Annotated in this window: 23 protein-coding genes; 6 read left to right on the plus strand and 17 right to left on the minus strand. The window is 62.5% G+C overall.

Going from position 1 to position 26,104, the window contains the following annotated elements; all coding sequences use genetic code 11:
- Nucleotides 1-38: 38 nt before the first annotated feature.
- Nucleotides 39-1,379, minus strand: coding sequence for a response regulator (locus tag B5D49_RS12310; RefSeq protein WP_078718011.1), 1,341 nt, complete (start codon nucleotides 1,377-1,379; stop codon nucleotides 39-41).
- Nucleotides 1,380-1,660: 281 nt separating this feature from the next.
- Nucleotides 1,661-1,927: a hypothetical protein gene (locus tag B5D49_RS14770; protein WP_144019479.1), complete on the minus strand. Its 267-nt coding sequence runs from the start codon at nucleotides 1,925-1,927 to the stop codon at nucleotides 1,661-1,663.
- On the opposite strand from B5D49_RS14770, the gene B5D49_RS12315 reads away from it, so the two are divergent.
- The 4 genes from B5D49_RS12315 (at nucleotide 1,926) to B5D49_RS12330 (ending at nucleotide 6,808) form a co-directional block, all read left to right on the plus strand.
- The gene (locus tag B5D49_RS12315; protein ID WP_078718012.1) at nucleotides 1,926-3,095 is read left to right on the plus strand and encodes an amidohydrolase family protein; all 1,170 of its coding nucleotides are present in this window, start codon (nucleotides 1,926-1,928) and stop codon (nucleotides 3,093-3,095) included. The genes B5D49_RS14770 and B5D49_RS12315 overlap by 2 nt on opposite strands.
- Before the next feature lie 114 nt (nucleotides 3,096-3,209).
- Nucleotides 3,210-4,139, plus strand: coding sequence for an aspartate carbamoyltransferase catalytic subunit (locus B5D49_RS12320; RefSeq protein WP_078718013.1), 930 nt, complete (start codon nucleotides 3,210-3,212; stop codon nucleotides 4,137-4,139).
- A gap of 3 nt (nucleotides 4,140-4,142) precedes the next feature.
- Nucleotides 4,143-5,426, plus strand: coding sequence for a dihydroorotase (locus B5D49_RS12325; protein ID WP_078718014.1), 1,284 nt, complete (start codon nucleotides 4,143-4,145; stop codon nucleotides 5,424-5,426).
- A 50-nt stretch (nucleotides 5,427-5,476) separates the two neighbouring features.
- Entirely contained in the window at nucleotides 5,477-6,808 is a 1,332-nt protein-coding gene (locus B5D49_RS12330; protein ID WP_078718015.1) for an HD domain-containing protein, read from the plus strand.
- Between the two features lie 106 nt (nucleotides 6,809-6,914).
- Here the strand turns inward: B5D49_RS12330 and tyrS are convergent, their stop codons facing one another.
- The 13 genes from tyrS to B5D49_RS12395 all read right to left on the minus strand — a co-directional run bounded on the left by tyrS (nucleotide 6,915) and on the right by B5D49_RS12395 (nucleotide 21,641).
- A complete protein-coding gene (gene tyrS, locus B5D49_RS12335) occupies nucleotides 6,915-8,180 on the minus strand; it encodes a tyrosine--tRNA ligase (RefSeq protein WP_078718016.1) in 1,266 nt (421 codons plus the stop codon).
- Between the two features lie 13 nt (nucleotides 8,181-8,193).
- Nucleotides 8,194-8,778 (minus strand): LOG family protein, encoded by a 585-nt coding sequence (locus tag B5D49_RS12340; protein ID WP_078718017.1) that lies wholly within the window; start codon nucleotides 8,776-8,778, stop codon nucleotides 8,194-8,196.
- A 13-nt stretch (nucleotides 8,779-8,791) separates the two neighbouring features.
- Nucleotides 8,792-9,565, minus strand: coding sequence for a TIGR00282 family metallophosphoesterase (locus B5D49_RS12345; protein WP_078718018.1), 774 nt, complete (start codon nucleotides 9,563-9,565; stop codon nucleotides 8,792-8,794).
- Nucleotides 9,566-9,772: 207 nt separating this feature from the next.
- Nucleotides 9,773-11,098, minus strand: a complete 1,326-nt coding sequence (locus tag B5D49_RS12350) for a histone deacetylase family protein (RefSeq protein WP_078718019.1) — start codon at nucleotides 11,096-11,098, stop codon at nucleotides 9,773-9,775.
- A gap of 69 nt (nucleotides 11,099-11,167) precedes the next feature.
- Complete coding sequence (locus B5D49_RS12355) at nucleotides 11,168-12,865, minus strand: hydantoinase/oxoprolinase family protein (protein ID WP_078718020.1); 1,698 nt, start codon at nucleotides 12,863-12,865, stop codon at nucleotides 11,168-11,170.
- Nucleotides 12,866-13,065: 200 nt separating this feature from the next.
- A complete protein-coding gene (gene glpX / locus B5D49_RS12360) occupies nucleotides 13,066-14,049 on the minus strand; it encodes a class II fructose-bisphosphatase (protein ID WP_078718021.1) in 984 nt (327 codons plus the stop codon).
- 106 nt (nucleotides 14,050-14,155) lie between these two features.
- Nucleotides 14,156-16,150 (minus strand): transketolase, encoded by a 1,995-nt coding sequence (gene tkt, locus B5D49_RS12365; RefSeq protein ID WP_078718022.1) that lies wholly within the window; start codon nucleotides 16,148-16,150, stop codon nucleotides 14,156-14,158.
- 27 nt (nucleotides 16,151-16,177) lie between these two features.
- Nucleotides 16,178-16,612 carry a ribose 5-phosphate isomerase B gene (gene rpiB / locus B5D49_RS12370; protein ID WP_078718031.1) on the minus strand — a complete coding sequence of 145 codons (435 nt, stop codon included), beginning with the start codon at nucleotides 16,610-16,612 and terminating at the stop codon, nucleotides 16,178-16,180.
- A 57-nt stretch (nucleotides 16,613-16,669) separates the two neighbouring features.
- Nucleotides 16,670-16,957, minus strand: a complete 288-nt coding sequence (locus tag B5D49_RS12375; protein ID WP_078718023.1) for a hypothetical protein — start codon at nucleotides 16,955-16,957, stop codon at nucleotides 16,670-16,672.
- Between the two features lie 71 nt (nucleotides 16,958-17,028).
- On the minus strand, nucleotides 17,029-18,033 hold the full coding sequence (locus B5D49_RS12380; protein ID WP_078718024.1) for a hypothetical protein: 1,005 nt from the start codon (nucleotides 18,031-18,033) through the stop codon (nucleotides 17,029-17,031).
- Nucleotides 18,030-19,841 carry a tetratricopeptide repeat protein gene (locus B5D49_RS12385; protein ID WP_078718025.1) on the minus strand — a complete coding sequence of 604 codons (1,812 nt, stop codon included), beginning with the start codon at nucleotides 19,839-19,841 and terminating at the stop codon, nucleotides 18,030-18,032. Before B5D49_RS12385 ends, B5D49_RS12380 begins: the two co-directional genes overlap by 4 nt.
- A gap of 38 nt (nucleotides 19,842-19,879) precedes the next feature.
- Entirely contained in the window at nucleotides 19,880-20,638 is a 759-nt protein-coding gene (locus B5D49_RS12390; protein WP_078718026.1) for a hypothetical protein, read from the minus strand.
- Nucleotides 20,631-21,641 (minus strand): sigma-70 family RNA polymerase sigma factor, encoded by a 1,011-nt coding sequence (locus B5D49_RS12395; protein ID WP_078718027.1) that lies wholly within the window; start codon nucleotides 21,639-21,641, stop codon nucleotides 20,631-20,633. Before B5D49_RS12395 ends, B5D49_RS12390 begins: the two co-directional genes overlap by 8 nt.
- Nucleotides 21,642-21,891: 250 nt before the next feature.
- Between B5D49_RS12395 and B5D49_RS12400 the strand changes: the two genes are divergently transcribed.
- Nucleotides 21,892-24,312, plus strand: coding sequence for a homocysteine S-methyltransferase family protein (locus B5D49_RS12400; protein WP_078718028.1), 2,421 nt, complete (start codon nucleotides 21,892-21,894; stop codon nucleotides 24,310-24,312).
- 64 nt (nucleotides 24,313-24,376) lie between these two features.
- Here B5D49_RS12400 and B5D49_RS12405 read toward each other — a convergent pair whose 3' ends face one another.
- On the minus strand, nucleotides 24,377-24,751 hold the full coding sequence (locus tag B5D49_RS12405) for a hypothetical protein (RefSeq protein WP_144019483.1): 375 nt from the start codon (nucleotides 24,749-24,751) through the stop codon (nucleotides 24,377-24,379).
- A gap of 32 nt (nucleotides 24,752-24,783) precedes the next feature.
- A complete protein-coding gene (gene selD / locus B5D49_RS12410; protein WP_078718030.1) occupies nucleotides 24,784-25,854 on the minus strand; it encodes a selenide, water dikinase SelD in 1,071 nt (356 codons plus the stop codon).
- Between the two features lie 52 nt (nucleotides 25,855-25,906).
- Here selD and B5D49_RS15065 point away from each other — a divergent pair.
- A partial coding sequence (locus B5D49_RS15065; RefSeq protein ID WP_234990736.1) for a hypothetical protein occupies nucleotides 25,907-26,104 on the plus strand: 198 nt, incomplete at its 3' end.

Raw genomic sequence — 26,104 nt, forward strand, 5'->3', positions numbered from 1 at the left:
TTCGGGCGGCAGGAACACGGGCCGGAACCACGGCCGCATTATTTCATGCGTTGCTGCACGCTTTTCAGCAGCTGTCTGGCCGGACCACTGTTCGGGTTGGCCTCCAGCGCGTCACGCAGAAACCGTTCGGTGCGGGGCATGCTTCCGGCCCGAAAAAATGCGTTGGCCAGATTCAGACAGACGCGTTCGTTGCCCTTGTGGAACGAATCGTTCAACTGCAAGGCCTTGCCGAAACTGCGCACCGCCTCCTGGATTCGTCCGCCCTCAAAGTACGCCACCCCGATGTTGTAATGCAGTCCCTCGTCGTCCGGCGCGATTTCCAGCGCTTTTTGGTAGTTTTCAATGGCCGCCTCCCATTTGCCCTGAAGCTTGAGGGCAATGCCCAGGCGGTTGAAGGTCACGAGGTCGGCGCGGGTCAGGTTGCCTTTCTTGGAATCCAGCATCTTGGCCAGATATTTTTCCGCCAGATGCGGCGAGCGGCCCTGCACCTTTTGAGCAATGCTTTCGGCCATGTTCTCGATGATTGAGGACGCCTCTCGGGTGGCGCAGGTGATGGCTTGGTCAAAGTATTTTTCCGCAGTGGACATGTCGCCCTTGTCCAGGTGCGCTTCGCCGATGTCCCGCTTGCGCTCGGCGTGCAGCGGGGAAAGGCGGTCCAGCCGCTTCATGTATTCCAGGTACAAATTGCCGTCCACGCCCTTGTAAAACGCGGCCAGTCTCTTGAGCGGTTCAATGAACAGCTTGGCGTTTTCATGCGCCTCCAGATAGGCTTGTTCGGCGCGTTCGCGCTTGCCCAGCCCCTGGAACGCGTCCCCCTTGAGCATGAGCGCGGTGGGGCTGTCCGGTTTGATGCGCAGGATCTTTTCGCACAGGGGCAGCACCTTTTCATACTGACGGGCCGCCAAAAGCCGCTTGGTCAGGTGCACGATTTCCGTGAGCTTGCCCTGCGGACGGATGGTGAAGGCCATTTTCTGGATGATGTTGTTCACGGACGCGGGCTTGGCAATGACGTTGTTGGCGCCCACTTCATAAAGGTAGGCCACGTCCTCCCGGCGTCCCTCGCCCACCAGGGCGATGACCTTGGCCTCGGGAGACTGGGCCTTGAGGCTGGTGATGAAGTCCGTGGTCAGCTTTCCGTTCAGCAGCCCTTCCAGGAACAAAATCACGGGATGGCCGTTTTCCAGGTGTTTTTTCAGCGGGCTGGCAACGGAAAGCGTGGAATCGTAGGTTTCCAGAATATCCGCCTTGACTCCCAGGGTCTTGCCCAGAGTGGCCCGGAGCATTTTTTTGAACAACTCGTCGTCCGAGACGATGAGCACAACGCTGTTTGGCTTTTCAAGGAACTCCAGAACGATGTTGTCATAGCGCGCCGTGTTCACCTTGCCTCCCGCAATAGGACCATGTTGCACTGGTGTCGAAAAAAGAGCGAAACCGCGAACGGTGTTTACATTTTCCTAGCAGATCCAGGAATGGAGGGGAACCATCCCCTTGCACATTTTTTTTCTGAGTGGCTTAACAATTGTTAAGGAATCCGACAAGCTGTGTAAAGGGAATCCTTTCGTTTCCGCAGTGTCCACTCCCTTGGAAGGCATCGGAACTATCCATATTCCGGGATGCTGCACAGCGTACAATGGACACGAGCCAACGGTAGCAAAAAAAGTCACCCAAATGTAATGATTACCCGCTGTGCCTCTGGAAAAAAAATGCCGGGCTTGCGAAAAATATCACCAACAGGAAACGATCTCCCTGCCTTGGGTGATGCGTTGCGCGGACGCTGGTCACCGGGATTCGCCTGCGGTGTGTTGCGCGTGGGCCGGGAGCGCGGACCGCGCTGCAAACCAGGCCATGCGAGCCATTTGGATGCAAACGTCGCTTTTTTCTTTACCGTCATCAGCAAAATGGCTATTATCTTCTGTTGAGCGAACATGAGCACAGCAAAATTTTACACTCTCCGCGCGGCCGGAATGTTCTCCATGAACCCCGGTCATGACTTGATACGCGATGCGGCCATCGTCCACGATGGCCGTTTTCTTGTGTATGCCGGTCCTTGGAGCGCTGTTCCAGCCGCCCTTGTCGGCAGCGGGCCGGTGCGCCGCCTGGACGATGCCGTGCTCTGCCCCGGCGTGTTCAACGCCCACACGCATCTGGAAATGTGCCACCTGCTGGGCAAGACCGTGACCGGACAAGGATTTACCGCCTGGATGAAAAGCCTTGTGGCCAATCCCATGTACGACATGTCCGACACGGAGGTGGCCGCGCATTGCCGACGAATCAAACAGCTCGGCACGGCTCACGTAGCCGACATATCCACGAAACAGGCTCCTCGCCTTGCCGGTATCCTTGATGATTCCGGCATTTTTTTTGCGGCGTTCCGGGAGATGATCTTTTTTGATGCCCCGAACGAGCGGACCGAATACATTCCCGCAGGCGCGTTCGAGCGCGGGGTGTTGTCCTGTGCCGGACATTCCCCCTATTCCACGCATCCCGGGCTGTTGCGCGGCGGCAAGGCCGCGTGCCGCACCCTGGGGCGGCCCTACTCCCTGCATCTGGCGGAAAACGAAGAGGAATCGCGCATTCTGATGGGGGAACGCATCGAATTTGTGGAACTTCTGGAGCGGGCCAACATCCCCATGAAGGATTTTCGTCCGCCCAAGACCTCGCCGGTCCGCTATGCCCTGGAGCTGGGCCTGCTGGACGAACACACCCTGGCCGTGCATTGTGTTACCGTGGACCAGGAGGACATCCGCCTGCTGGCAGAAACCGGGACCAATGTTTGCCTATGCCCGCGCAGCAACGCGCACATCGGCGAGGGCCGCGCCCCCTGGGAACAGCTGTGGCGGGCCGGGGTGAACCTCTGCCTGGGTACGGATGGGCTATGCTCCAACGCTGACCTGAATATCTGGAATGAACTGGCCTGGATGCTGGAACGCTACGAAGACGGCCTGGACCCGGAACACGCCCTGGCCCTGGTCACGCGCAATCCGGCCCGCGCCTTGGGCGTGGACCATGTGCTGGGCAGTCTGACCCCGGGCAAGGCCGCATGCTGGTCCGTGGTTCCGGACGAGGTGCTGGCCCACTGGCCCGACCTGCTCTAGCGGGTGCGCGGCTCCCGATATATTTCGCGGCTCCGGCCGCATGGAACCGGAGGCCCGGCCTCCCCATGGGCGGCGCGCCCCCGCCCGAAACCAAGCTCACAAGGAACAACGGCTATGCAATGGCGGCATAAGGATCTTTTGGACATTTCACAGCTCTCGCGCGACGAGTTGCTGCATATCTTCAACACCGCGCAATACTTCCGGGAAATCAACGAACGTCCCGTAAAAAAGGTGCCGACACTCAAGGGCAAGAGCGTGGTGCTGTTTTTCGCGGAACCGAGCACCCGCACCAAAACCTCGTTTGACGTGGCGGGCAAACGGCTCTCGGCCGATACCTTTTCCCTGTCCAAAAGCATGAGCAGCCTGCAAAAGGGCGAGAGTCTCAGAGATACGGCCCTGACCCTCCAGGCCATGAACCCCGACGCCATTGTGCTGCGCCACTCCGTGAGCGGCGCGGCCAAATTCCTGGCCGACCGCCTGGACTGCGGCGTGCTCAACGCCGGGGACGGCCGCCACGCCCACCCAACCCAGGCGCTGCTGGACGGCTACACCCTGTGGGAGCAATGGGCCGGAGAATTCGCCGGAAAAACCATCCTGATCCTTGGGGACATCGCCCACAGCCGCGTGGCCCGTTCCAACCTGATCATGTTCAACCTGCTGGGCTGCAAGGTTCGTTTCTGCGGGCCGCGCACCCTGCTGCCCCCGGGAGTGGACCAGTGGCCCGTGGAGGTCTATTCCGACCTAAGCCGCGCCGTGCAGGACGCGGACGCGGTCATGTGCCTGCGGCTTCAGCTGGAGCGCCAGCAGGACGGCCTGCTGCCCGACCTGCGGGAATATTCCCGCATGTATTGCCTGACCCCGCAACACATGGAAGCGGCCAAACCCGGCGCGCCCGTGCTGCACCCCGGTCCCATGAACCGGGGTCTGGAAATCAGTTCCGTGTTGGCCGACGCGCCCCAGAGCGTGGTGCTCGACCAGGTGGCCAGCGGCGTTGCCGTACGCATGGCCATGCTTTTTCTCATTCTCACCCGCAAGGAGGCCTGATCCATGTCCACCCCTGAATTGATCGTCGCAAACGCCCGGCTCTGCGGGCAGGAAGGGGAATCCCGCAACGTGGATCTGCTGGTGGGCCAGGGCCGGATTCTGGAGTGCCTGCCAGCGGGGAGCGCGCCCCAGGCGGATTGCCCGAAGCAGGACGCCCACGGCCTGATGCTCTTGCCCTCGCTCACGGACGTGCACACCCATCTGCGCGAACCCGGCTTCGAATGGAAGGAAGACATTGCCTCAGGTCTGGAGGCCGCTGCCCACGGCGGGTTCGGCAACATTCTCTGCATGGCCAACACCGACCCGGTGAACGACAAAGCCGGAATCACGAAACTGATGCTGGACAAGGCCCGGGCCGCGCATCCGCACGGTCCGCGACTTTTTCCCATCGGAGCGCTTACCGTGGGGCTGAAGGGCGAAGAGCTGGCACCCATGGGCGAACTGGCCGACGCGGGCTGCGTGGCCTTTTCCAACGACGGGGTGCCTGTGAAAAATAGCGACCTGTTCCGCCGGGCCATGGAATACGCCGCGGATTTCGGCAAAGTGGTCATCGACCATTGCGAGGATCCGTACATGGGTGTGGCCGCGGGAGCCAACGAGGGCGACCTTTCCGGCCGACTGGGGCTGCCCGCCCAGCCCGACGCGGCCGAGGCCGTTCAGGTGGCCCGGGATATCCTCCTGGCCGAATATCTGCACCTGCCCATTCACCTGGCGCACATTTCCTGCGAAAAATCCGTGGAGCTTATTGCCTGGGCCAAGCAGCGCGGCGTGAACGTCACCGCTGAAACCTGCCCACACTACCTGACCCTCACGGAAAACGAGCTGGCCGACTACGACACCAACGCCAAGGTCAATCCCCCGCTTCGGCCCGAACGCGACCGCCGCGCCGTGCTGCGCGCCCTGGAAAACGGCGTGCTGGACATGCTCGCCACGGACCATGCCCCCCATGCGGCCCATGAAAAGGAAGTGGAATACGATTTTGCGCCCTGCGGCATCACCGGACTGGATACGGCCCTGGCCACCACCTGGGGACTGGTCGCCAGTGGCGCACTTTCCGAGGCCGCGTTCCTGCGCGCCTGGACCACGGCCCCGTGCGAACGCTTCGGCCTGCCCGTGAATCGCTTCCAGCCCGGGGATCCCGCGGATTTCCTGCTCTTCGACCCCGAGGAGGAGTGGCGGGTCACGCCCGAAAGCCTGCACTCGAAAAGCAAGAATACCCCGCTCTTGGGCCGCCCCCTGCGGGGCCGCGTGGTGCGCCATTTCCTTGCGGGCAAAAACATTGTATGACCTCGGGAGCGACGTAACCATCATCCGAGCGACTTCCCGGAGGAGAATACATGAGTCAGCCCTTTAAAGACGCCGTTGGATTCTGCAAAACCATCATGCGCAACGGCTTTGACGCCTATGTGGTCAACGCCCGGCTGCAACAGCAGACCCTGGGCGATCACGCCGAACAGCCGGAAATCGACATCAGCACGGACATGAGCGCCGAAGATCTGACGCGCCTGTTCCCGAACATCAAGCCCTCCGACGATTCCGAACTGCTCGGATTCTTCAAGGAAGGCGAAAGCACCTACTTCTTTTACAATTCCCCGGCCGCCACGGACGCTCATCCCGAGGAATGCGTGGCCCGACTCACGCCGCGGCTCATGAAGCGGCTGGAACAGCGCGGTGAGATTCCGCTCTCCTCGGTCTGCCCCTACATCCCGTCCGCCGTGGAAACCATGGACGGGTTCGCCGACTTCAGCGCCGGCGAAGTCCGCTTCCTGGGCATTCCGGACGAGACTCTCAAGCGCGATTATCTCCTGGCCGTGCGCGCCCTGCGGTTCGCCGCCAACTTCCAGCTGCCCATCGAGCCGAACTCCTGGCTGTCCATCGTTCGCGGTGCGCGCCGCGTGCTGGACTACGTGTCCGTTACGGACATCATGGACGAGTGGCGCAAGGTGGAAGTGGAAAACATGTGGCAGTTCGTGCAGTACCTCTTTGATTCCCAAATTCTGCACGGCCTGATCCCTGAAGTGGCGGCCCTCTCCCGCGTGACGCAGATCAAGAATCCCGAAGCCGGAGAGGAAACCGTCCTTGAACACACCATCAACGTCATGAAGCGCTACCCCGAGGAATTGCCCTACGACTGGTTCGGGACCATGGCCTGCCTGTTCCACGATGTGGGCAAACTCTTTACCGCTGAATACTTCGAGGGGCAGTGGACGTTCTATCAGCACCACTACGTGGGCGCCCGCGTAACCCGCAAACTCCTGAAGCGGTTGCGCTTCGAGCCTGCGGACGTGGACCTGATCTGCGGGCTGGTCAAAAACCACATGCGACCGCATTTCATGCTCACGGACAAAGGCATCCGCCGATTCAAGGCGCTGGACGAGTACCCCCGCATCATGGAAATGGTGCGCGCGGACATCAAGGCCCGCGAAGGCTCCTACCGCGAATTCAACCATAACCTGAAAATGCTGGAACGGGCCGACATCCCCGAGGACAACCTCGAACCCCTGCTCAACGGCAACGAGATCATGCAGTCCACGGGGCTGAAACCCGGTCCGCAGGTGGGATTGATCCGCGACAACCTGCTCCAGGCCCAGATCGAGGGCGAGGTACTCAGTCAGGAAGACGCCATTCGGTTCGTGCGCAACTATGCGCGCCGCGAACAGCTGAAATAACGTCCTGAATATCCCGGGCCAATGTTCGGTCCGCGATACTGACCAAAAAAAGCGGGCGACCCGTACAGGATCGCCCGCTTTGTCGTATCTTCATAACCGTCTTCGGCTAGGCCACGGTCACCAATCCATAATTCTTTTTGCCCTTGCGCAGCACCAGCAGCTCGCCGCCGAGAAAATGCTCGGCCGAGGGCTGAAAGTCCGCGTCCACGCGGTTTTGGTTCACGTACACGCCCCCGCCCTGAATGTCCTTGCGGGCCTGGCCCTTGGATTTGGCCAGTCCGAGGTCCACGAGCAGCTGGGGCAGGTCGGGCAGGGCGGCCTTGTCGCAATTGATGGCCGGAGCCGCGCCCAGCGCCTGCTTCAGGGTGGCGGGATCCACCTTGGAAATTTCGCCCGAGCCGAAAAGCACGTCCGTGGCGACCTGGACCTTGTCCAGTTCCTCCTGGCCGTGGACCATGCGGGTCACTTCCTCGGCAAGGCGCTTTTGCCCCTGCCGCAGGTGCGGCTGGGCGGCCACGCTTTCGGCAATGCCCTTGATCTCGTCCTGGTCCAGGAAGGTGAAGTACCCCAGGAAATTGACCACGTCGGCATCCTCGGTGTTCAGCCAGAACTGATAGAAGGCGTAGGGGCTGACCATGTCCGGGTTCATCCAGATGGCGTTGCCCTCGCTCTTGCCGAACTTTTTGCCCGAGGCCGTGGTGATCAGCGGGAAGGTCAGGGCGTAGCCCGTATCCTGTTCCTTGCGGCGGATCAGTTCGCAGCCCGCGGTAATGTTGCCCCATTGGTCACTGCCGCCGATCTGCAACCGGCAGCCGTATTCCTTGTAGAGCTTCCAGTAGTCCATGCCCTGGAGCACCATGTAGGAAAACTCCGTGTAGGAAATGCCCACGCTGTCGCGGTTGAAGCGGTTCTTGATGGAATCCTTCTGCATCATCCAGTTCACGGTGAAATGGCGGCCCACGTCGCGCAGCAATTCCAGGGCGGACATGTCCTTGGTCCACTCGTAGTTGTTGCGAATGTCCGCCTTGCCTTCGGAGTTGCGCTCCACGAATTTGCGCACCTGGTCTTCGATCATGGAGGCGCGCTTGTCGAGCACCTCTTCCGTAGCCATATCGCGCTCTTTGTCTTTCCCCGTGGGATCGCCGATGCGGCCGGTGGCGCCGCCGAGCAGGAAGATGGGGTTGTGCCCGGCGCGCTTCATGCGCACGAGGCTGAGCAGCGGCACCAGGTTGCCGATGTGCAGGCTTTCGGCGGTGGGATCAAAGCCGCAATACATAGAGCGACCCGGCTCGGAAAGATACTCCCGGACCCCTTCTTCGTCCGAAACCTGATTCACCAGTCCCCGCCACTTCAACTCATCAAAAATGTTCATCTCCCTAACTCCATTAGTCCAGGTCGGGCCGTTCGGCCCATTTACCGCCCACAACGGGCTTCCAATTCCTCAACTTATCAAGCAGCGCGTCCGGATCCTCGTCCAGCAGCCACATGTCGCGGTGCTGGGACCGGATGAATCCATGGTCCGCTGCCTGGCTCAAAAACGCCAACAAGTGGTCGTAATAGCCATTTACATTCAGCAGGCCGTTGGGCTTGGCGTGCAGCGAAAGCTGGGTCCAGGTCAGCGCCTCAAAGAATTCGTCCATGGTACCCAGGCCGCCCGGGATGCTGATGAACGCATCGGACATGGTCATCATCATGCGTTTGCGTTCCATCATGCCGTCCACCACGAGCAGCTCGGAAAGGCCGGTGTGGGCGATTTCCTTGTCGCGCAGCACCGTGGGAATGACTCCCACCACCCGGCCACCCTCGGCCAGGGCCGCGTCCGCCAGCTTGCCCATGCAGCCCACGTTGGAGCCGCCATAGACCAGCGTCAGTCCTTGGCGGGCAATGGTGCGGGCCAGCCCCTGAGCGCGCTCCACGAACAGCGGATCGTCACCCGGGCATGACCCGAGAAAAACACATATATTTCGCACTTTTGTATCCTTATTACTCAGAAATGAGCCGCACGCTCCGCGCACGGCCCGAAGATTCGTCTATGTCAAAAAACGCGCCTTGTAAAACACAGACTCCCCCGGCCACCTCAAAGCGTACGGGCAGGCCGTTGAGGAACTTCTGCACAATGGGTCCGGGCTTCATGCCCAGGCAGCCGTCACGCGGGCCGCACATGCCCAGGTCCGTAAGATAGCCCGTGCCGCCGGGCAGCACGCGGGCGTCGTTGGTCTGCACGTGGGTATGCGTGCCTACCAGGGCGCTGACCCGGCCGTCCAGATGCCAGCCCATGGATATTTTTTCGCTGGTGGCTTCGGCGTGCAGGTCCACCACGCGCACGCGCACGTCCTCGGGCAATTCGTCCAGCAGCGCGTCCGCCGCACGAAACGGGCAGTCAATGGCGGGCATGAAGGTGCGCCCCTGCAGGTTGAGCACGGCCACGGGCGGCAGGTCGCGCACCTGGTAGACCCCCACGCCGGAACCGGGCGCGCCAGGGGGATAGTTGGCCGGACGCAGCACTCGCGCTTCCGAGCGCAACAGGGATCCCACGTCCTTGAATTTCCAGATATGATTGCCGCTGGTGAGCACGTCAATGCCCGCGTTGAGCAGTTCGCGTGCGTTTTTGGGGGAGAGGCCCAGCCCGCCCGAAGCGTTTTCGCCGTTGGCGATGATGAAATCCGGTTCCAGACGTTCGCGGAGCGCGGGCAGATGTTCCTTGACCTTTCGCCTCCCGGGGCGACCCACGATATCACCGAAAAAGAGTATCTTCATATTTTGCTATCCCAAAGTTGGCGCTGTTGGTGCCTGGCCCGGCTGCAGGAGCGGTCCGTCGCGTCACGCGGCGTTGCTTTGCAGCGTATGGGCCGAACAATCGTCGCGCCCGGCGGCATGACGTCGGGCGCGGCGGCTCCACCGGGGATAGCCGTAACCGCCGCGTCTGTCACCTCCCGGACCGGTGCCGCGCCGGAAACCGGAAGGTCAGAATCCGTAGCGGGAGGTTTGCCTTGCCGCCCGGTCGATGAGCTGCACGTAGCGATAGGCGCTTTTGAGCTGGGCCTGCTCCACAATGGACCGGCCCAGGTTTTGGCATTCAGGGCAGGCCTCCAGCGGGACTTCCACCCCCAGGCAGCGCACCGAACCCACCTGGGATTCGATCTTGAGCACGCCCCGGCAATGGTCGCAGAGCCACAGGGACTCCTTTTGCGTCTCCTGAAATCCGCCCGTGTCGTAAAAGATGGACTTATTGCGCACCCACCAGTTGCCCTCGCGCAGGCCGTGTTCGGCCCCGTCCGGCGGCTTTGGCGGATCAAAATACACCCGGGGCATTTGGCGGCAGAGTTCCTCCACATAGGCGGTGATGCGCGCATCCTGTTGCAGGCTTTCGGCCCGGTAATCCGGCTCGCGCACCGTGGAGGAGTCCATGCCCGCCATGGCCAGGCAGATGCCCAGGTTCACATAGGGCAGCGCGCCCTGGATGGCGTAGCCTCCCTCAAGCACTGCAATGTCGGGATTGAGGATCCGGTTCAATTCGGCATAGCCCTGGGCCGAAACGTTCATGTTCGTGATGGGGTCGGAATAATGATTGTCCTGGCCTGCGGAGTTGATCACCAGCTCGGGCTGGAAGTCGTCCAGCAGGGGCATGACCAGCTCGCGAATGACCATGAGCACGCCTTGGTCCCCGGTGCCGGGGGGCAGGGGGATGTTGATGGTCCGGCCCCGGGCCTTGGGTCCGCCCGAATCAATGGGAAAGCCCGTGCCGGGAAAGATGGTGCGCCCATCCTGATGCAGGGAGATGAAGAGCACGTCCGGATCGTGCCAGAAAATATCCTGGGTGCCGTCCCCGTGATGGCAGTCCGTGTCCACGATGGCGATGCGCCGCAGGCCGTAGTGCTCGCGCAGCCAGTCCACCATGATGGCTTCCATGTTCACATTGCAAAAGCCCCGCGCCCCGCGCACGCATTTCATGGCGTGGTGTCCCGGGGGGCGCACCATGGCAAAGGCGCGCTGGGCTTCCTTTTCCATGACCAGCCGCGCCGCACGGATGGTGCCGCCCGCGGAAATCAGATGGGAACGGGTGGTCACGCCGTCCACGTCCGGAAAGCAGAAATGGGTACGTTCCACGTCCTGGCGCTCGGCCACGTCGGGCTTGTATTCACGAATGCCCTCCACGTCGAACAGCCCCTCCTCATGGAGCTGGTCCCGGGTGTAGAGCAGCCGTTCCTCGCGTTCGGGATGCGTGGGGGAGATGGCCCAGTCAAAGGCCGGAAAAAAAACCACTCCCAGGGATCGTTCCGCCTTGCGCATGTCGCTGTCGTCCTTTGGCGGACCCGCGTGGATCCGCGTGTGCTGTTGCCGAAAACAAAGTCTGCCGGGCTATCCCAGGGTGCGTTCCACGCCGGGTTTGATCTGGCATTTCACCCGCATGTTGCGGCCCGTGGTGCGCATGCCGTCCACCATGTTGAAGCTGGACGCGTGGGTGATCTCGGCACGCTGGGCGTCCGCCGAGAGCCGCAGATCCGCCAGATGAGCCAACAGGTGGTTCATGGCGTCGCGTTTGGCGTCCTCCAGGGTGTAGGTGCCGGGGATGTTTTCATGATGCCCCAGCCCGGGCAGGAACATGATGTGCTTTTGCGTGTCCGCAAAAAGCTCCACGTCCGTGGTGGTGCGGGTCAGGGCCGCGCCCACGGCATTGGCCACGGCAAAATGTTCGGGTGCCTCGTTGGAGAGTTGGAACCGTTGGAACAGGGGCATGCGCATGGCCTCGGCCGGCCCGCCCATGAGATAGAGCTTGCGCGGCACGATGCGCTTGCCTTCGATCAATTCATGGATGGTGTAGACGGGCTGATCGTTGATTTCGGCCACCAGGGCGCGGGTCTGTTCATGGATGGTGCGGGCCGCCGCATCCACGGCCTGGGCCGCGAGTTTATCCGGGCTGATGGTGTGGGCCTCGGCAAAGGCGGCCATGCCGTTTCGGGAGGCGTCCACATCGCCCACGGCGGAAAGTCCCTGGCAGTTCAGGGCGTCCGTGAGCGTGGGATGTTCGCCTCCGGCGGCCATGCTTGGTCCCAGCCGTCGTGGGCCTACGCGCACCGTGTCCCCGATGACGGACAGGGCCGAGTCCCCGCCCACGCCGATGGACTTGACCTTCAAGGCCCGCACCAGGGTGGGATGGGAACCGATGGCAATGCCGTCGCGCTCCAGCAGGGGGGAGCCGGCCGCGAACACCGCAATGTCCGTGGTGGTGCCGCCGATGTCCAGAATCACGGAATCATGAATGATTTCGCACAGGGCAATGATACCCATGACCGAGGCGGCCGGGCCGGAAAAAATGGACTGCACGGGCATGCGCCGGGAAAACGCCAGAGGCATGGTGCCGCCGTCTGCCTTGAGCACGTTGACCCGTACATGCGCCATGTCCATGGCTTCGAGTCCGCGTTCCACGGCATCGGCAAAATCGTTGTACAACCGGCGTACCGAACAGTTGAAATAGGCCGTGGCCACACGTCGGGGAAAGTTCAGACGGCCGCCCAGCTGGTGTCCCAGGGTCACGAAGTCGGCCCGTTCGCAGGCCTGGCCCTCCCGGGTGCCGCAGAGCATGTGCCGCAGGGTGTTTTCATGCAGGGGGTTGCGCACGGAAAATTTACCCACCACGGCAAAGGTATTCACCCCGTTGGCCCGGCACGAGGCAATGGCCGCCTGGCACTGCGTGTTGTCCAGGCGCGCGGTTTCATTGCCGCGATGGTCCATGGCGCCGTCCAGCACGTGGTAATCCCGGCAGAGCATGTAATCCGTAGGATCCATGCCCGGTCCGGGGATAACCAGCACGCCCACCTCCTCGGTGCGGCCCTCCACGATGGCGTTGGTGGAAAGCGTGGTGGAAAGATTCAGCCGTTTGACCTTGGCGCGGTCCACGCCCTGCAGTACGCGCTCCAGCGCCTCGCGCACGGAGCCGAGCAGATCGCGGGGCCGCGTGGCAACCTTGCAGGCGGAGACCACCTCCACGCCCGGCCCGGAAATGTCCAGCGCCACCGCGTCGGTATGGGTGCCGCCCACGTCGATTCCAAGATACATGCTACCTCCCGCCCGAGACCTCGGGCATAGCCCGGAATAACACCCCGGACTCGCACACGTCCAGAGGATGCGGGGTGAACGGTCGATATTCCCTGGTGAATTGCGTTCGCTGTGTTCGGGCAGGCTGGCGTTGGAACGCAAAACACCCCCGAGACCGTCAGCGGCTTCGGGGGTGTGCAAAGACGTTGCAGCTCGTGTTGCTAGTCGTATTTGACCGCGGAGAAGCGCATCAGCTTGTCCCAGGTGTGCTCGGATTCGATGTAGCGGATGGTGCCGGTGTGGCCGCGCATGACCAGGGAATGGGTCACCGCGCCGGTGCCGGTGTAGCGCACTCCGTCCAGGAAGCTGCCGCCGGAAAGCCCGGTGGCCGCGAAAAAGACCTCGTCGCTCTTGACCAGGTCCGAAGCGGTGTAGACCTGCTTCAGATCATAGCCCGCGTCGATCATGGCGCGTTTTTCATCTTCCTTTTGCGGATCAAAACGGGCGAACAGCTCGCCGCCCATGATGCGGATGGCGCAGGCCGAAAGCACGCCCTCGGGGGTGCCGCCCGTTCCCATCATCACGTCCACTTCGGCGCGGGGGTTCACGGCCATGAGGGAGCCGTTCACATCGCCGTCCGTGTGCAGCTGGATGCGTGCGCCCGCAGCGCGGATCTCCGCGATAAGCCCCTTGTGCCGCGGTTTATCCAGCACAAAGACCACCAGGTCGTCCACATCCTTGCCCAGCGCCTTGGCAATGGACTTGAGGTTGTGGCCCACCGGGGCGTTGATGTCCACCACACCGCGGGCCGGCGCCGGGACAACCAGCTTTTGCATGTAGTAGCTCGGGCCAGGATCAAGCATGGTTCCGGCCGGGGCCACGCCCACCACGGCGATGGCGTTGGGACGGCCCGTGGCCAGCAGGTTGGTGCCTTCCACGGGGTCCACGGCCACGTCCACGGCAAGCCCTTTGCCGGTGCCCACGTGTTCACCGTTGAAGAGCATCGGAGCCTCGTCCTTTTCTCCTTCGCCAATGACGATCTTGCCGTCAATGTCCAGGCTGTTGAAGGACAGGCGCATGGCGTCCACCGCGGCCTGATCTCCGGAATTCTTGTCGCCTCGGCCCAGCCAGCGGGCTGCGGCCAGAGCCGCGGCCTCGGTCACGCGGACCAGGTCCATGGCCAGGTTTTTGGACGGAGCTTCCATAGTTCGTACCTCCAGGGGGTCGTGTTGCGGAGCAGCGGATCAGCGGGACCGTGTTGCGCTCCCCGGGAACCGGACGGCGTTGTCCGATCCCCGGTTCGTGGCGCGGTCAGGCGTATTTTTCCTGAATGAGCCGGGCCAGCGCCTCAGGCGTAAACCCGTACTCTTCTTCCAATTTCTTGTAGGGGGCGGAATGTCCGAAATGGTCCATGCCCTTTACCAGGCCGTCCATGCCCACGTAGCGGTACCAGATGTCGGGACGTCCGGCCTCCACGGCCACACGGCGCGCCACCTTGGGCAGGAGCACGGCATCCTTGTATTCCCGGCTCTGCTCCTCAAAGAGAGTCACCGAGGGAATGCTTACGATGCGGATGTTGTATCCGGACAGGAGCTTGGCCGCTTTCATGGACAGGGAAACCTCGGAGCCGGTGGCCACGATGACCATGTCCACGGCATCGGGTCCGCCTTCGGGATCCTGGATCACGTAGCCGCCCTTGCGCACGCCTTCCGCCATTTGCGGATATTCGGCCGGATCCAGCACGGGCAGTCCCTGACGGGTCAGGAACAGGCAGGACGGCCGTTTTTCCTGGCGCAGGGCCACGTCCAGACAGAGCGCGGTTTCCGTGGCATCGGCCGGACGCAGATCAATGACTTCCGGAATGAGCCGCAGGGAGGAGATGTGCTCCACAGGCTGGTGCGTGGGACCGTCCTCGCCCAGATAAAACGAATCGTGGGTGAACACGAACAGGGAGGGCAACTCCTGCAGGGCGCTCATGCGCACGGCGTTGCGGCAGTAGTCCGAAAAGGTCAGGAAGGTGGCGCCAAAGGGAATCACCCCGCCATGCAGGGCCAGTCCGTTGACAATGGCGGCCATGGGGAATTCCCGCACGCCAAAGGAAAGGTTGCGCGCTGCAAACCCGTCCACGCCAAAGCAGCCCACGTGGTCGCGGAACTTGGCGGTCTGGTTGGAGGGGTCCAGGTCGGCGGAGCCGCCCACAAGCTGGGGCAGCTGGTCCATGATGTGGTTCAGGCACGCGCCCCAGGCCTTGCGCGTGGCCACGCTCTCCCCGGGGGTGAAGCCGGGCATCTCCACCTGGAGACCCGAACGGGGACCGGTGAAGAGGTTCCACTTGGCCGCAAAGTCTTCATCCTTGAGCTTGGCATCCAGAGCGGCCTTCCAGTCCTCCACACGCTTGCCCAACGCATCGAACCGGGCGCGGAAATGATTCAGGGCCGTGTCCGGCACCTGGAAAAATTGTTCGGGATCCAGGCCCATCTTGGTCTTGGACGCCGCGATCTCCTCGGGCGGCAGGGGCGAACCATGGGTCTCGTGGTCGCCCTCGCGTCCGGCCGTACCCTGGGCCATGACGGTATGGCCGATGATGATGCTGGGCCGGGCCACTTCCATCTGGGCGCGCTTCACGGCTTCGGCGATGGCCTCGCGGTCATGGCCGTCCACTTCCTGCACATGCCAGCCAAAGGACTCGAACGCCTGGGCATAATTGGTGCAGTCCACGCGGGAACACGCGCCCGCGATCTGGACCTTGTTGGAATCGTAGAAGGCGATGAGCTTACCCAGCCCCCAGCGTCCGGCCAGGATGGCGGAACCAAGGGACACCGGTTCCTGGATGTCGCCGTCCGAGGCCAGCACATAGGTGAAGTGGTCCACCACGTCGCTGCCCAGGGTCTCGCCCAGGAAGGCTTCGGCCGCGGCCACGCCCACGGACTGGGAGAACCCCTGACCCAGCGGACCGGATGTGGCTTCCACGCCGGGGGTGAGGTGCTTTTCCGGGTGTCCGGGCGTCTTGGAACCCCACTGGCGGAATTGCTGCAACTCCTCAACAGGCAAAAAGCCCTGCAAGTGCAGCAGGGAGTAGAGGAGCATGGACTCGTGTCCGGCGGACAGAATGAACCGGTCGCGGTTGAACCATGTGGGATCCTGGGGATCGTAGTTCAGAAAATCCTTGAACAGCACGGTGGCGAAATCCGCCGAGGACATGGCTCCCCCCGGATGGCCGGAATTGGCCTTGCGGGTGCCGTCCATGATCAGACCCTTGACGGTATTGACCACGAGCTGGTCGTTGCTGAGCGTCTCCTGGGACATGGTGGAAAATCCTTATAAAATGCTTGGTTATTGGTCCATAAGATTGATGCGGCGCAGGTGGCGTCCACCTTCGAACTGTGCCTCGAGAAATGCCTCAAGCACGCTCTGGGCCAGGCCGGGTCCGGTGGTGCGTTCGCCCAGGCAGAGTACGTTCGCGTTGTTGTGGGCGCGGGCCATGCGGGCCATGTATTCGTTGGTGCAGACCGCGGCGCGGATGCCCTCGAAACGGTTGGCCGTCATGGACATGCCCAGACCCGTGCCGCAGATGAGCAGGCCCAGGGCCGATTCCTCTTCCAGCACGGCCTTGCAGACCTCTTTGGCGATATTCGGATAGTCGCAGCTTTCCGCGGTGTGGGTGCCGAGGTCGCGTACTTCAAGCCCCAACTCTTCCAGCCGGGGCTTGAGCGCGATCTTCAAGGCCAGCCCGCCATGGTCGCAGCCGATGATCAGGGTTTTTGTCATGTGTCCCCCTTCGCGCCCGGGGGCGCGTCCCTGTTGCGGCCCGAGTCGGGCCATGGTTCACGACGCTTCCTTCTCCAGGGCGTCGAGTTCGTCTTTGAGCAGACCGATCTGCCCCATGACCAGCGCGCGGCTGGTTTGGCAGTCGTGTCCGGCCTGGATGCGGCCCAGGCGGCAGTACTCTTCCTGCAGCCGCTTGGCAAGGGCGCGGCGTTCGTATGCGCGCACCAGGCGTGCGCCCATGGCGCGGCATTCGCGCCAGACAACGCGCAGGCCGATCAAAAAATTTTCCACCACGCCCGGGGCGTGGGTAAATCCTGTGGCGGTTTGTTCCTCGTATCGGGGCATGGCGGCTCCTGTTGGATGGCGTGGATTCCGATCCGCAACCGTGCGGACCGCTCGTCGCTTCCTGTATGAGGTCAGGGCGCTGCCGGGGAAGCTTCGACAGACGCGGGTACCCGGCCCGTGGTCCAGTCGCGCTGTACGCCGTCCAGGGCGCGGGGCTGCACAGCTTCGGGCAGACGCAGGGCCGTGGCCTGCTCGGGCCAGGGCCGGAGTTTAAGCTCTCGGGACTGGATGCGCAAGCTGCCCCGATGCCCCCCGGGCAGGGTCAAAAACAGCCGATGCGCCATGGGAGCGCGCTGGACCCGGGTGGTTTGCTCCAGACCGTCGCTCTTGTCAGTTATAATCAGATCCGGTTCGTCCGGATACCGGGAAAAATCAATGCGCCATTCCCCGCCAAGCGAGTCGGCGTACTCCTCGGGAACCACGGTGCGCCCCGTCATACGCAGGGGCCGCGCCGCCTTGTCCAGGGTCAGGGTCTGCACGCGTGCGTCCGCAAAACCAAAACGGTAGGCGCCGTTGTCCAAAGCGGTGACCGCGTCGTAGTGGGCCGGAATCAGGTCCGTGAAGTCACCGTGCAGCAGGGCCGCGAAATCGGCCAGGGAAAAGGGAAACGGCAGTCCCAGCAGACGGGCGCCCAAAATGGGATCCGCATGGGTGTAGGCCTTCATCTGATCGGGATAAAACGCGGCCAGACCGTCCGGTCCCTGGCGCAGTTTGCTCAGACTGCCGCCCAGATTGCTCCAGGCGTCCATACGCACCACGGCCGGTACGCTGCCGGCTCCATGCTGGTCAAATTCTCCCCAGAAATCCAACAAAATGCGAGCACTGCGGTTGCCGGAAGTCCAGGCCAGACTGCACGCGGCCACAAAAGCGGGTGCCGGTGGGCGGACCCGGTATCCGGCCTGAAACACGTTCCAGGCGCGTTCGGCGTTGTCGTAACTGGGCAGTGGTTTTTTGGCGCACCCGGCAGCAAAAAGCACAAACGCGGCAAGCAGCAGCGCGGGCCACACCGCAAACGGGCGCGGGCGCGAGATCGGCAACCGCCGAACACTGATTGGGCGCAAGCAGTCCGGAATCATAGGGATTTGATCTTCGCTTTTACGGCTTCCACATCTTCCGCACCGAACTGGATGGCCTTGCGGTAGCCTTCCAGGGCAGAGACCTTTTTGCCCAGGGCCGCGGCGATGTCGCCGTAATGTTCCCAAAGGGTCGGCTCGGACGGCACCTCGCGCACGGCACGTTGGATGACCTCCCAGGCCTTGCTCAAGGCTCCGGCCTTGTAGTGGACCCAGGCCAGGGAATCGAGGATATACCCGTTGTCCGGTTCTTCCATGAGCGCGTTTTCAACGAGCACCTGGGCGCGTTTGAGGTCGCGCCCCTCCTGGGCCAGGGTATAGCCGATGTAGTTCAGGGCGTCGGCGTGGCGGGGGTTGGCCGTGATGATCCGCTCCATGACCTCCAGCCCCTTGTGGCGTTGGCCGGACTCGTCCAGGAGCGCGCCGTAGCGGTAGAGCAGGTCCGGATTATCGGACCGCTGCTCCAGGCCGCGTTCCAGGGCGCCGAGCGCCTGAGGTATGTCTTCACGGTCCATCCAGTATTCCGCTTCCATCTGATAGAACCCCACGTTGTCGGGGTAGACCTTCTGGCCCTCATGCAGCAGCTTGAGTACTTCCTCGGGTCGTTTCAGGGTATGCAGAATCTGGATGCGGAACTCCAGAGCGTCGTCGTAGCGGTCGTCCCCGGCAGGCACCTTGTCCAGGTACTCCAGGGCTTTTTCAATGTTTTGTTCCGCTTCAAAGGCGATGACGGCCTTGTAAAAATAAAACTCCGAAGGCACGGGATCGAATCCGGCCAGGGTGTCCAGCACGGCCGAGGCCTGGGCAGGAAAGCCCTGGTTCAAAAACCCGCCAGCCGTGGAGAGCAGGTAGGCCTTTTCCGCGGGTCCGTCCATGGCGGTCTTCAGGGCCGCGTCCACGCTGTTGAGCTTGAGCTGCAGGGTCACGAGCCGGGTGCGGATTTCTTCCTCGGGACCACCCAGCTTCAGGAGCTGTTCATAGGCTTTGATGGCGCCGGGCAGGTCGTTGTCCAGCTCCCGCTGATACGCCATTTCGGCCCAGGCTTCATAATAGTACGGGTCCAGTTCCAAAGCACGGTCCAGGGTACGCAGCGCCTGCCGCTGCCGACCCAGGCGGGATTCGGCCCGGGCCTGGAGGTACAGGGTCACCTTGTTGCGCTCGGCCTTGGGGATGACGTTCAGCTGATCCAATCCCCTGGCGTATTCCTGGGCGTCGATGAGCACGCCGGCCAGCCGCTGCCGCATCTGATGGTCCTCAGGCGCGGAAAGCAGATATTCCTCCAGGAGCAGGACCGCGTTTTCCACGTTGTTTTCCATGAGATAGGCGTTGACCAGCGCCGCCACCAGGGGGCGGTTCTCCGGGAATTGGCGCAGCCCCTGGGACAAAATGCGCCGCGCCCGGCCGATCTGTTCGGTGTTGAAGAACAGGGAGGCCTTGTCCACGAACATTTCCGGGGAGGGACGTACTTCCAGAATGCTGTCCGCGACCCGGGCCGCATTTTCCTGCAGCTCCATGACCCGGGTTTCATCTTCCCGGAGCACGCGTCCGGTGCGGGTAAGGCGTTCCAGCTCGGAAATTTGATCCTGAAACAACAGATAATTGTAGGTAAGCTCGGCGTCCTGGCTGATTTTCGGCGGTGCAATGTCCGGGGCTGTTTCCGCCGGATCAACGGCCTGACGGCGGGGAGCGCAGCCGCAGAGCTGGGCCAGCGCCAGAAGAAGCAAGAGCGCGGCAAGAGCGCCCACGCGCGAGCGGGCGCGTCCCGAATCGGCATGAGGGTACAGGGAATCGCGGACCGCGAGGCTGTTCATGGGGTCTCCGTGCTGCTGTGGTGGAAATGGCCGGGTCGTCAGCGGGACCGGCCTTCTTGCCCGGCGGCCTCCCGAAGGCGTTCGAGCATGATTTCGCCCTGCTCCACTCCGGCTTCCAGGATCTCCGGGCCGTACTTTTTGCCCAGGTCCGTAAGAAAACCGTCCGAAGCATACCGGGCGTCATTCACTCCGGTTTCAAACTGTTCGATGAGTTCGGGCAAGGAGGCGGTGCTGTAGTCGCAATAGAGCCACATGACCGTGGAAAAAATATCCGGCCCAAAACGGAACCAATAGGCGTCGTGCAGGCAATAGCTCATGGCGCGCAGCTGGCTGGATTCGGGCATGTCCGACACATCGGGCCGCCGCCGACAGGTGGAGGCGCGGGAAACGAGGTGTTTTTCACTGTCCGAGAGGGTGCAGCCGTCCAGCAGGGTATAGGCGGAACCTTGGGTGCGTTCGCCCTCGCCGCTGGCGCATTCGATGTCGCGGATCATGGCGGCCACGGCCGTGAGCAGAGCGGTGCGCCGGGCAGTCTGTCGGTCCAGGCCGCTGTTCCAGGCCATCACCAGTGTAGCCGCGTCCTGGGCCAGGCGCTTGGAGTGTTCGATGCCGAACATATAGTCGTCATAGAGAAAGGGAACCGAGTCTTCCTGCAGCTTGAGCAGGGCAGGGTGATTGAAAAACAGGTCCGAGGCAAAGGAAACGTCTTCGGTGAAGTCGTCGTAGAAGGAAGGCAGGTTATGCTGCCGCGCCAGACGGCAGGATTCTTTTTTGAGTTCGATGAGTCGTTCATTCATTGTCGTTGATCCACTCCACGGAAAAGTCGTCTACTGTATTTTCCAGATGTTGCCGAAGTTTCTGCAACAGCCTCGCCTCGATCTGGCGCACACGCTCCCGCGTGACGCCGTAGCGTTCCCCGATTTCCCGCAGCGTCACCGGGGAGTCGGAAAGGAGCCGTTCATTAAGGATGGCCAGTTCCTTTTCATTGAGCTGGTGCTCAATGGCTTTGAGGTTTTCCAGCAGAATGCGGGAAATTTGATTGTCGGAGAGGGTCTCCTCCACGCCCGGAGCCAGGGAGGGCAGAAAGTCCAGGCGTGTGGCGTCGGTATCGTCGCCCACGGGCATGTCCAGGGACATGTCCCCCCGGGAGAGGCGCTGGTCCATTTCCACGATTTCCGATTCGCTCACGTTCAGGGATTCGGAGAGCGCCTCGGTGGTGGGGTCGAACCCGAGGGAAAGCAGACGCTGGCGTTCCTTGTTCAGATTATAAAACAGCTTGCGCTGGGTCTGGGTGGTGCCGATCTTGACCATGCGCCAGTTGTCCATGATGTACTTAAGGATGTAGGCCTTGATCCAGAACGCGGCATAGTAGGAAAACTTGATGCCCTTGTCCGGGTCGAACTTATTCACGGCCTTCATCAGCCCCACGTTGCCTTCCTGGATCAGATCCAGGGCGTTTTGCATCCAGCGGCGTTGGAAGTCCATGGCGATCTTGACCACCAGGCGCAAATGCGAGGACACGAGCCGGAAGGCCGCGTCCTGGTCGCCGTTGTCGCGCACGCGCTGGGCCAGCTCCTGTTCTTCCTCGGGCTTGAGCAGGGGGAACTTGGAAATTTCGCGCAGATACAGCGAGAGCGGATCGCTGGGAACGACCGCGCTGGAGCGCTTCTCCTTGAGCGCCGGCAGCATATCGCCGCCGCGCTTGGCGGGAGCGTTGCTGGTATTGTTGGATGCTTCCCCGGCTCCGGCGTCTGTGTCCGAAGACCGGTGAACTTCCGGCTGGGAGATGGTATCCGTCATGTCAGGATTGTCTTTCGGCGCTATCTTCGCCGTGTGGTGTTCGGTAGTGGTCAAATGGGAACGGTATACCTTTTAGAGCCGCTTTTCAAGCCTTGCCCGCGGCAGCCCTGTGTCATCGAGGTGACACCGTCCTTTTTGGTTGACCTATATTGAGATATATTGATACAGATCCGCCGAAACCCGAACGCAACACTCAGCACCCGGCAGTACGACCGGGACAGAGCGGCCCGGGCCGCAGAGGGGAACATCCATGCCCGATTTTCGAAAATTGCTCAAGGACGACCAGGTCCGCTTTTTCGACGGTGGTTACGGCACACTGCTGCAACAGCGCGGCCTGCCACCGGGCATGTCTCCGGAACTTTTCGGGCTAAAAAGCCCGGATGCCGTGCTCCAGGTGCACCGCGACTATCTGGCCGCAGGCGCACAGGTGCTGACCACCAACACATTCGGCGGATCGCGTTTCAAGCTTGGGCCGGACGCGGACGTCTACGACCTGAACAAGGCCATGTGCACCCTGGCACGCAAGGCCGCCGGAGACAACGCGTTCGTGGCCGCCAGCATCGGACCCACCGGGCATTTTTGCGAGCCGTTGGGAGAACTCACCTTCCGCGAGTTGGTGCAGGCGTACAAGGAGCAGATCCAGGGTTGCGTGGACGGCGGAGCCGACCTGATCCTGGGTGAAACTCATTTTGATCTGGCCGAAGCCCGGGCCGTGGTCATCGCGACCCGCGAGGTCTGCGACCTGCCCGTGGCCGTGTCCATGACCTTTGAGGGCGCCAACAGCCTGACCGGAACCACGCCCCTGCACTTCATCGACACCATGCAGAACATGGGCGTGGACATGGTGGCCACCAATTGTTCGGCCGGACCGGAACAGATAGCGGACGTGGTCCGGGCCATGCTCCCGCGTCTTTCCACCCCCCTGTACGTGGCCGCCAACGCCGGACTGCCCGAACTGGACGAGAACGGCAACACGGTTTTCCGCCTTGGGCCGGACGATTTTGCCAAGCAGTCCACCCGCTTTTTCGACATGGGCGCCAAGTTCGTGGGTGGCTGTTGCGGCACCGGGCCGGACCACATCCGCGCCCTGGCCGCGTGCAGCAGGGAAAAATCCTGGTCCCTGCCCCAGCCGGAAGACCGCGCCGTGGTGCTCACCTCCCGGGGCGAGGGCGTCCCCCTGGGCAAAGGCCACCCCGCCGTGCTCATCGGGGAACGCATCAATCCCACCGGCAAAAAACAACTCATTCACGAACTGCAACAGGGCGAACAGACCGAAGCCCTGCGCCTCGCCGGAGAGCAGGTGGACCGCGGCGCGCCCGTGCTGGACGTGAACGTGGGCGCGCCCATGGTGGATGAAACCGTGACCCTGCCCGCCCTGGTCAAGGCGCTCACAGGCCGGTTCACCACGCCCCTGTGCCTGGATTCCTCCACTCCCGGGGCCGTGGCCGAGGCGCTCTGGGCCTATCCCGGCTCCCCCCTGGTGAACTCCATCAGCGGCGATCCCGGACGCATGGCCGAATTGGGACCGCTCTGCGCCCGCTTTGGCGCGCCCTTCATTCTCCTGCCCATCAAAGGCAAAAAACTGCCGGTCACCGCGCCCGAACGCATCGCCATCATCGAACAACTGCTGGACGAGGCCGAAAGCCTGGGCGTGCCGCGTCGTCTGGCCGTGGTGGACGGGTTGGCCCTGACCGTCTCCTCCAAACCCGAGGCGGCCCGCGCCACCCTGGAAACCATCCGCTACTGCACCGAGGAACTGGGACTGGCCACCACCCTGGGGCTTTCCAACGTATCGTTCGGTCTGCCCGCGCGCGACCTGCTCAATTCCACGTTCCTTTCCATGTGTCTGGCTTCCGGACTGGCCTCGTTCATCGCCAACCCGGATTCGGCCCGGCTGCGCGAAGCCCTGGCCGCTTCCGAGGTGTTGCTCAACCGCGACCCCCAGGCCACCTATTTCATCAATACCTATTCGGACTGGAAGCCCACGGGCGGAACCGGACAGCCCGGCACAAACTCCCCACAGCAGGGAACCGGCGGGGAACCGGATTCCCATCCCCTGTTTTCAGCCGTGGTCAAAGGCAACAAGGACGGCATCACCGCCCTGGTGCAGGACGCGCTGGATCAAGGCAATGGTCCGTTCGATCTCGTGGACGAACATCTCATCCCGGCCATCATGGACGTGGGTGAAAAATACGAACGCAAGGAATACTTCCTCCCCCAACTCATCCAGTCCGCCGAGACCCTGCAAAACGCCTTCAAAATCCTCAATCCGCTCATGGAGGCGGACAGCGGGAAGCAGGAACGCCCCTGCGTGATCATGGCCACAGTGGAAGGCGACATTCACGACATCGGCAAAAACATCGTCTGCCTGATGCTACGCAACCACGGGTTCAACGTGGTGGACCTGGGCAAAGACGTGACCGCCGACCGCATCGTGCAGGCCGCTGCCGAGGAAGGAGCCAAGCTGGTGGGCCTTTCCGCGCTCATGACCACCACCATGGTGCGCATGGAGGACACGGTCAGACTGCTGCGGGAAAAAGGACTGGAGCACGTCAAGGTCATGATCGGCGGGGCCGTGGTCACCGAAGCGTTCGCCGAATCCATCGGCGCGCACGGCTGTTCCACGGACGCGGTTACCGCCGTAAAACTGGCCAAGCAGTTGGTGAACTGATCATCACCGCTGTTGCGGGAAGGCCATGGCCTGGAACGGCTGCGCCACCCGTGACCACGAACGGTCAGCGACCCGCGCCCTGACGGGCCAGATCCCAGACGCGGTAATCGTACAACGCCGCAGCCAGGGCGGACGCGGGCAAATCATATTGCTCCGCCAGCTCGCGCAGGGCGGTTTGCTCATGGTCCGGATCAAACAGGGCATCGAGCATGCCCTCCTGCCCGGTATTCAGGTACATGGGCGGCGTGGTGGCCATGGCCGTGAGCGCATGGCAGGCCGCCTCGGGCTTGATGTCGTGCTTGAGGCAAAGCAGCCGCACCATGTTCACGGCCTCGGGGTCGGACGTACCCAGGCCCGGCTGGGCCGGGACCGATGCCGCAGTGCAAAGGACAAACAACACCACCGCAACAGCCCCACCGCCCACCAATCGATTTCGCATCTGACGCTTTTCTTTTCGCACAGCCAATCCGCCTATTCCTCACGCCGGGCCGCAATTTCCAACAGCGGCTCCCCTTCGGCTCCGGGCTTCCGGGCGCGGCCCACCACAAAGGCCGGCTCGCCCAGGTCCGTGAGCATGGAAACACAATCCCCCAAACGGTCCGGCGGCACCGCCAGCAACAAACCGCCCGAGGACTGGGCGTCAAAGAGCAAATCCCGCCGCAGTTCGTCCAGATCGGAAGCCGCCCGGCAACGGGGCAGATAAAAATTGCGGTTGCAGATCGACCCCGCAGGCAAAAGCCCCATGCCCGCCAGCTCCAGCACATCATCCAGAAGCGGCACCTGATCCAGCCAAAGCGTGGCCGCGCAGGCACTGCCCTGGCACAGCTCCAGCAAATGGCCGCCCAGACCAAAGCCGGTCACGTCCGTGGCTCCACGCAGGCGAAGACGCTGCAAAACATGTCCGGCATTGGCATTGAGCCGCCCGCACCAGTGGATCAAACGGCGCTCGAACTCCTCGGCTCCCTCCCAGTCCGCCTTCAGGGCCGTGGCCAGCACCCCGGTACCCAGCGGCTTGGTGAGCACCAGGTAGTCCCCGGGCCGCATGCCCTGATTCGTGGCCATGGCCTCGGGATCCACGGTGCCGGAAACCGCAAGCCCGTATTTCACTTCGTCGTCTTCCACGCTGTGGCCGCCGGACGGCACAGCCCCGGCCTCCAGTACCGCTTCCTGCCCGCCTTCCAAAATGGCGCGCAACAGCTCCGTGGGCAGTTGTTTGACCGGGAAACAGACAATGTTCATGGCCGAGAGCGGTTCGCCGCCCATGGCGTAGATGTCGGACAGGGCATTGGCCGCGGCAATGCGCCCGAACCCGTGCGGATCGTTCACAATGGGCGTAAAAAAGTCCACGCTCTGCACCAGGGCGCGCCCTTCGGGAAAACGCAAGGTGACCGCGTCCTCGTTGTCGCCAGGACGTCCGGCCAGGATGCGGGGATCGGAATAGCCGTCGCCCAGCCCCGCCAATGTTTGCTCCAGTACCTCCGGAGCGATTTTGGCTGCTCAGCCCGCAGCTTTGGCGCGCTTGACCAATTCGTACTCAGCCATGACCATCTCCATTAAAAAGATACCGTCCCAACACGGGGATATATATCCCACCATGCACCCCAGCCGACTCATTCCCCCTTACCAGACCAAGGAACCATTGCCTAGCCGGAGAGAAAAAGAACTCGCGAAAACCAATGCCTTCGGCGACCAGGGGGAAAACCTTTCTGAAGAAAGGTTCTTCCCCCTGGACCCCCTTTCCAAAGACTTTTCCTTGCTCCAGGCCTGCGGCCTGTCGCGGTTATCGTTTTTT

It is taken from the genome of Paucidesulfovibrio gracilis DSM 16080 (genome assembly GCF_900167125.1).
GTDB classification, from domain to species: domain Bacteria; phylum Desulfobacterota; class Desulfovibrionia; order Desulfovibrionales; family Desulfovibrionaceae; genus Paucidesulfovibrio; species Paucidesulfovibrio gracilis.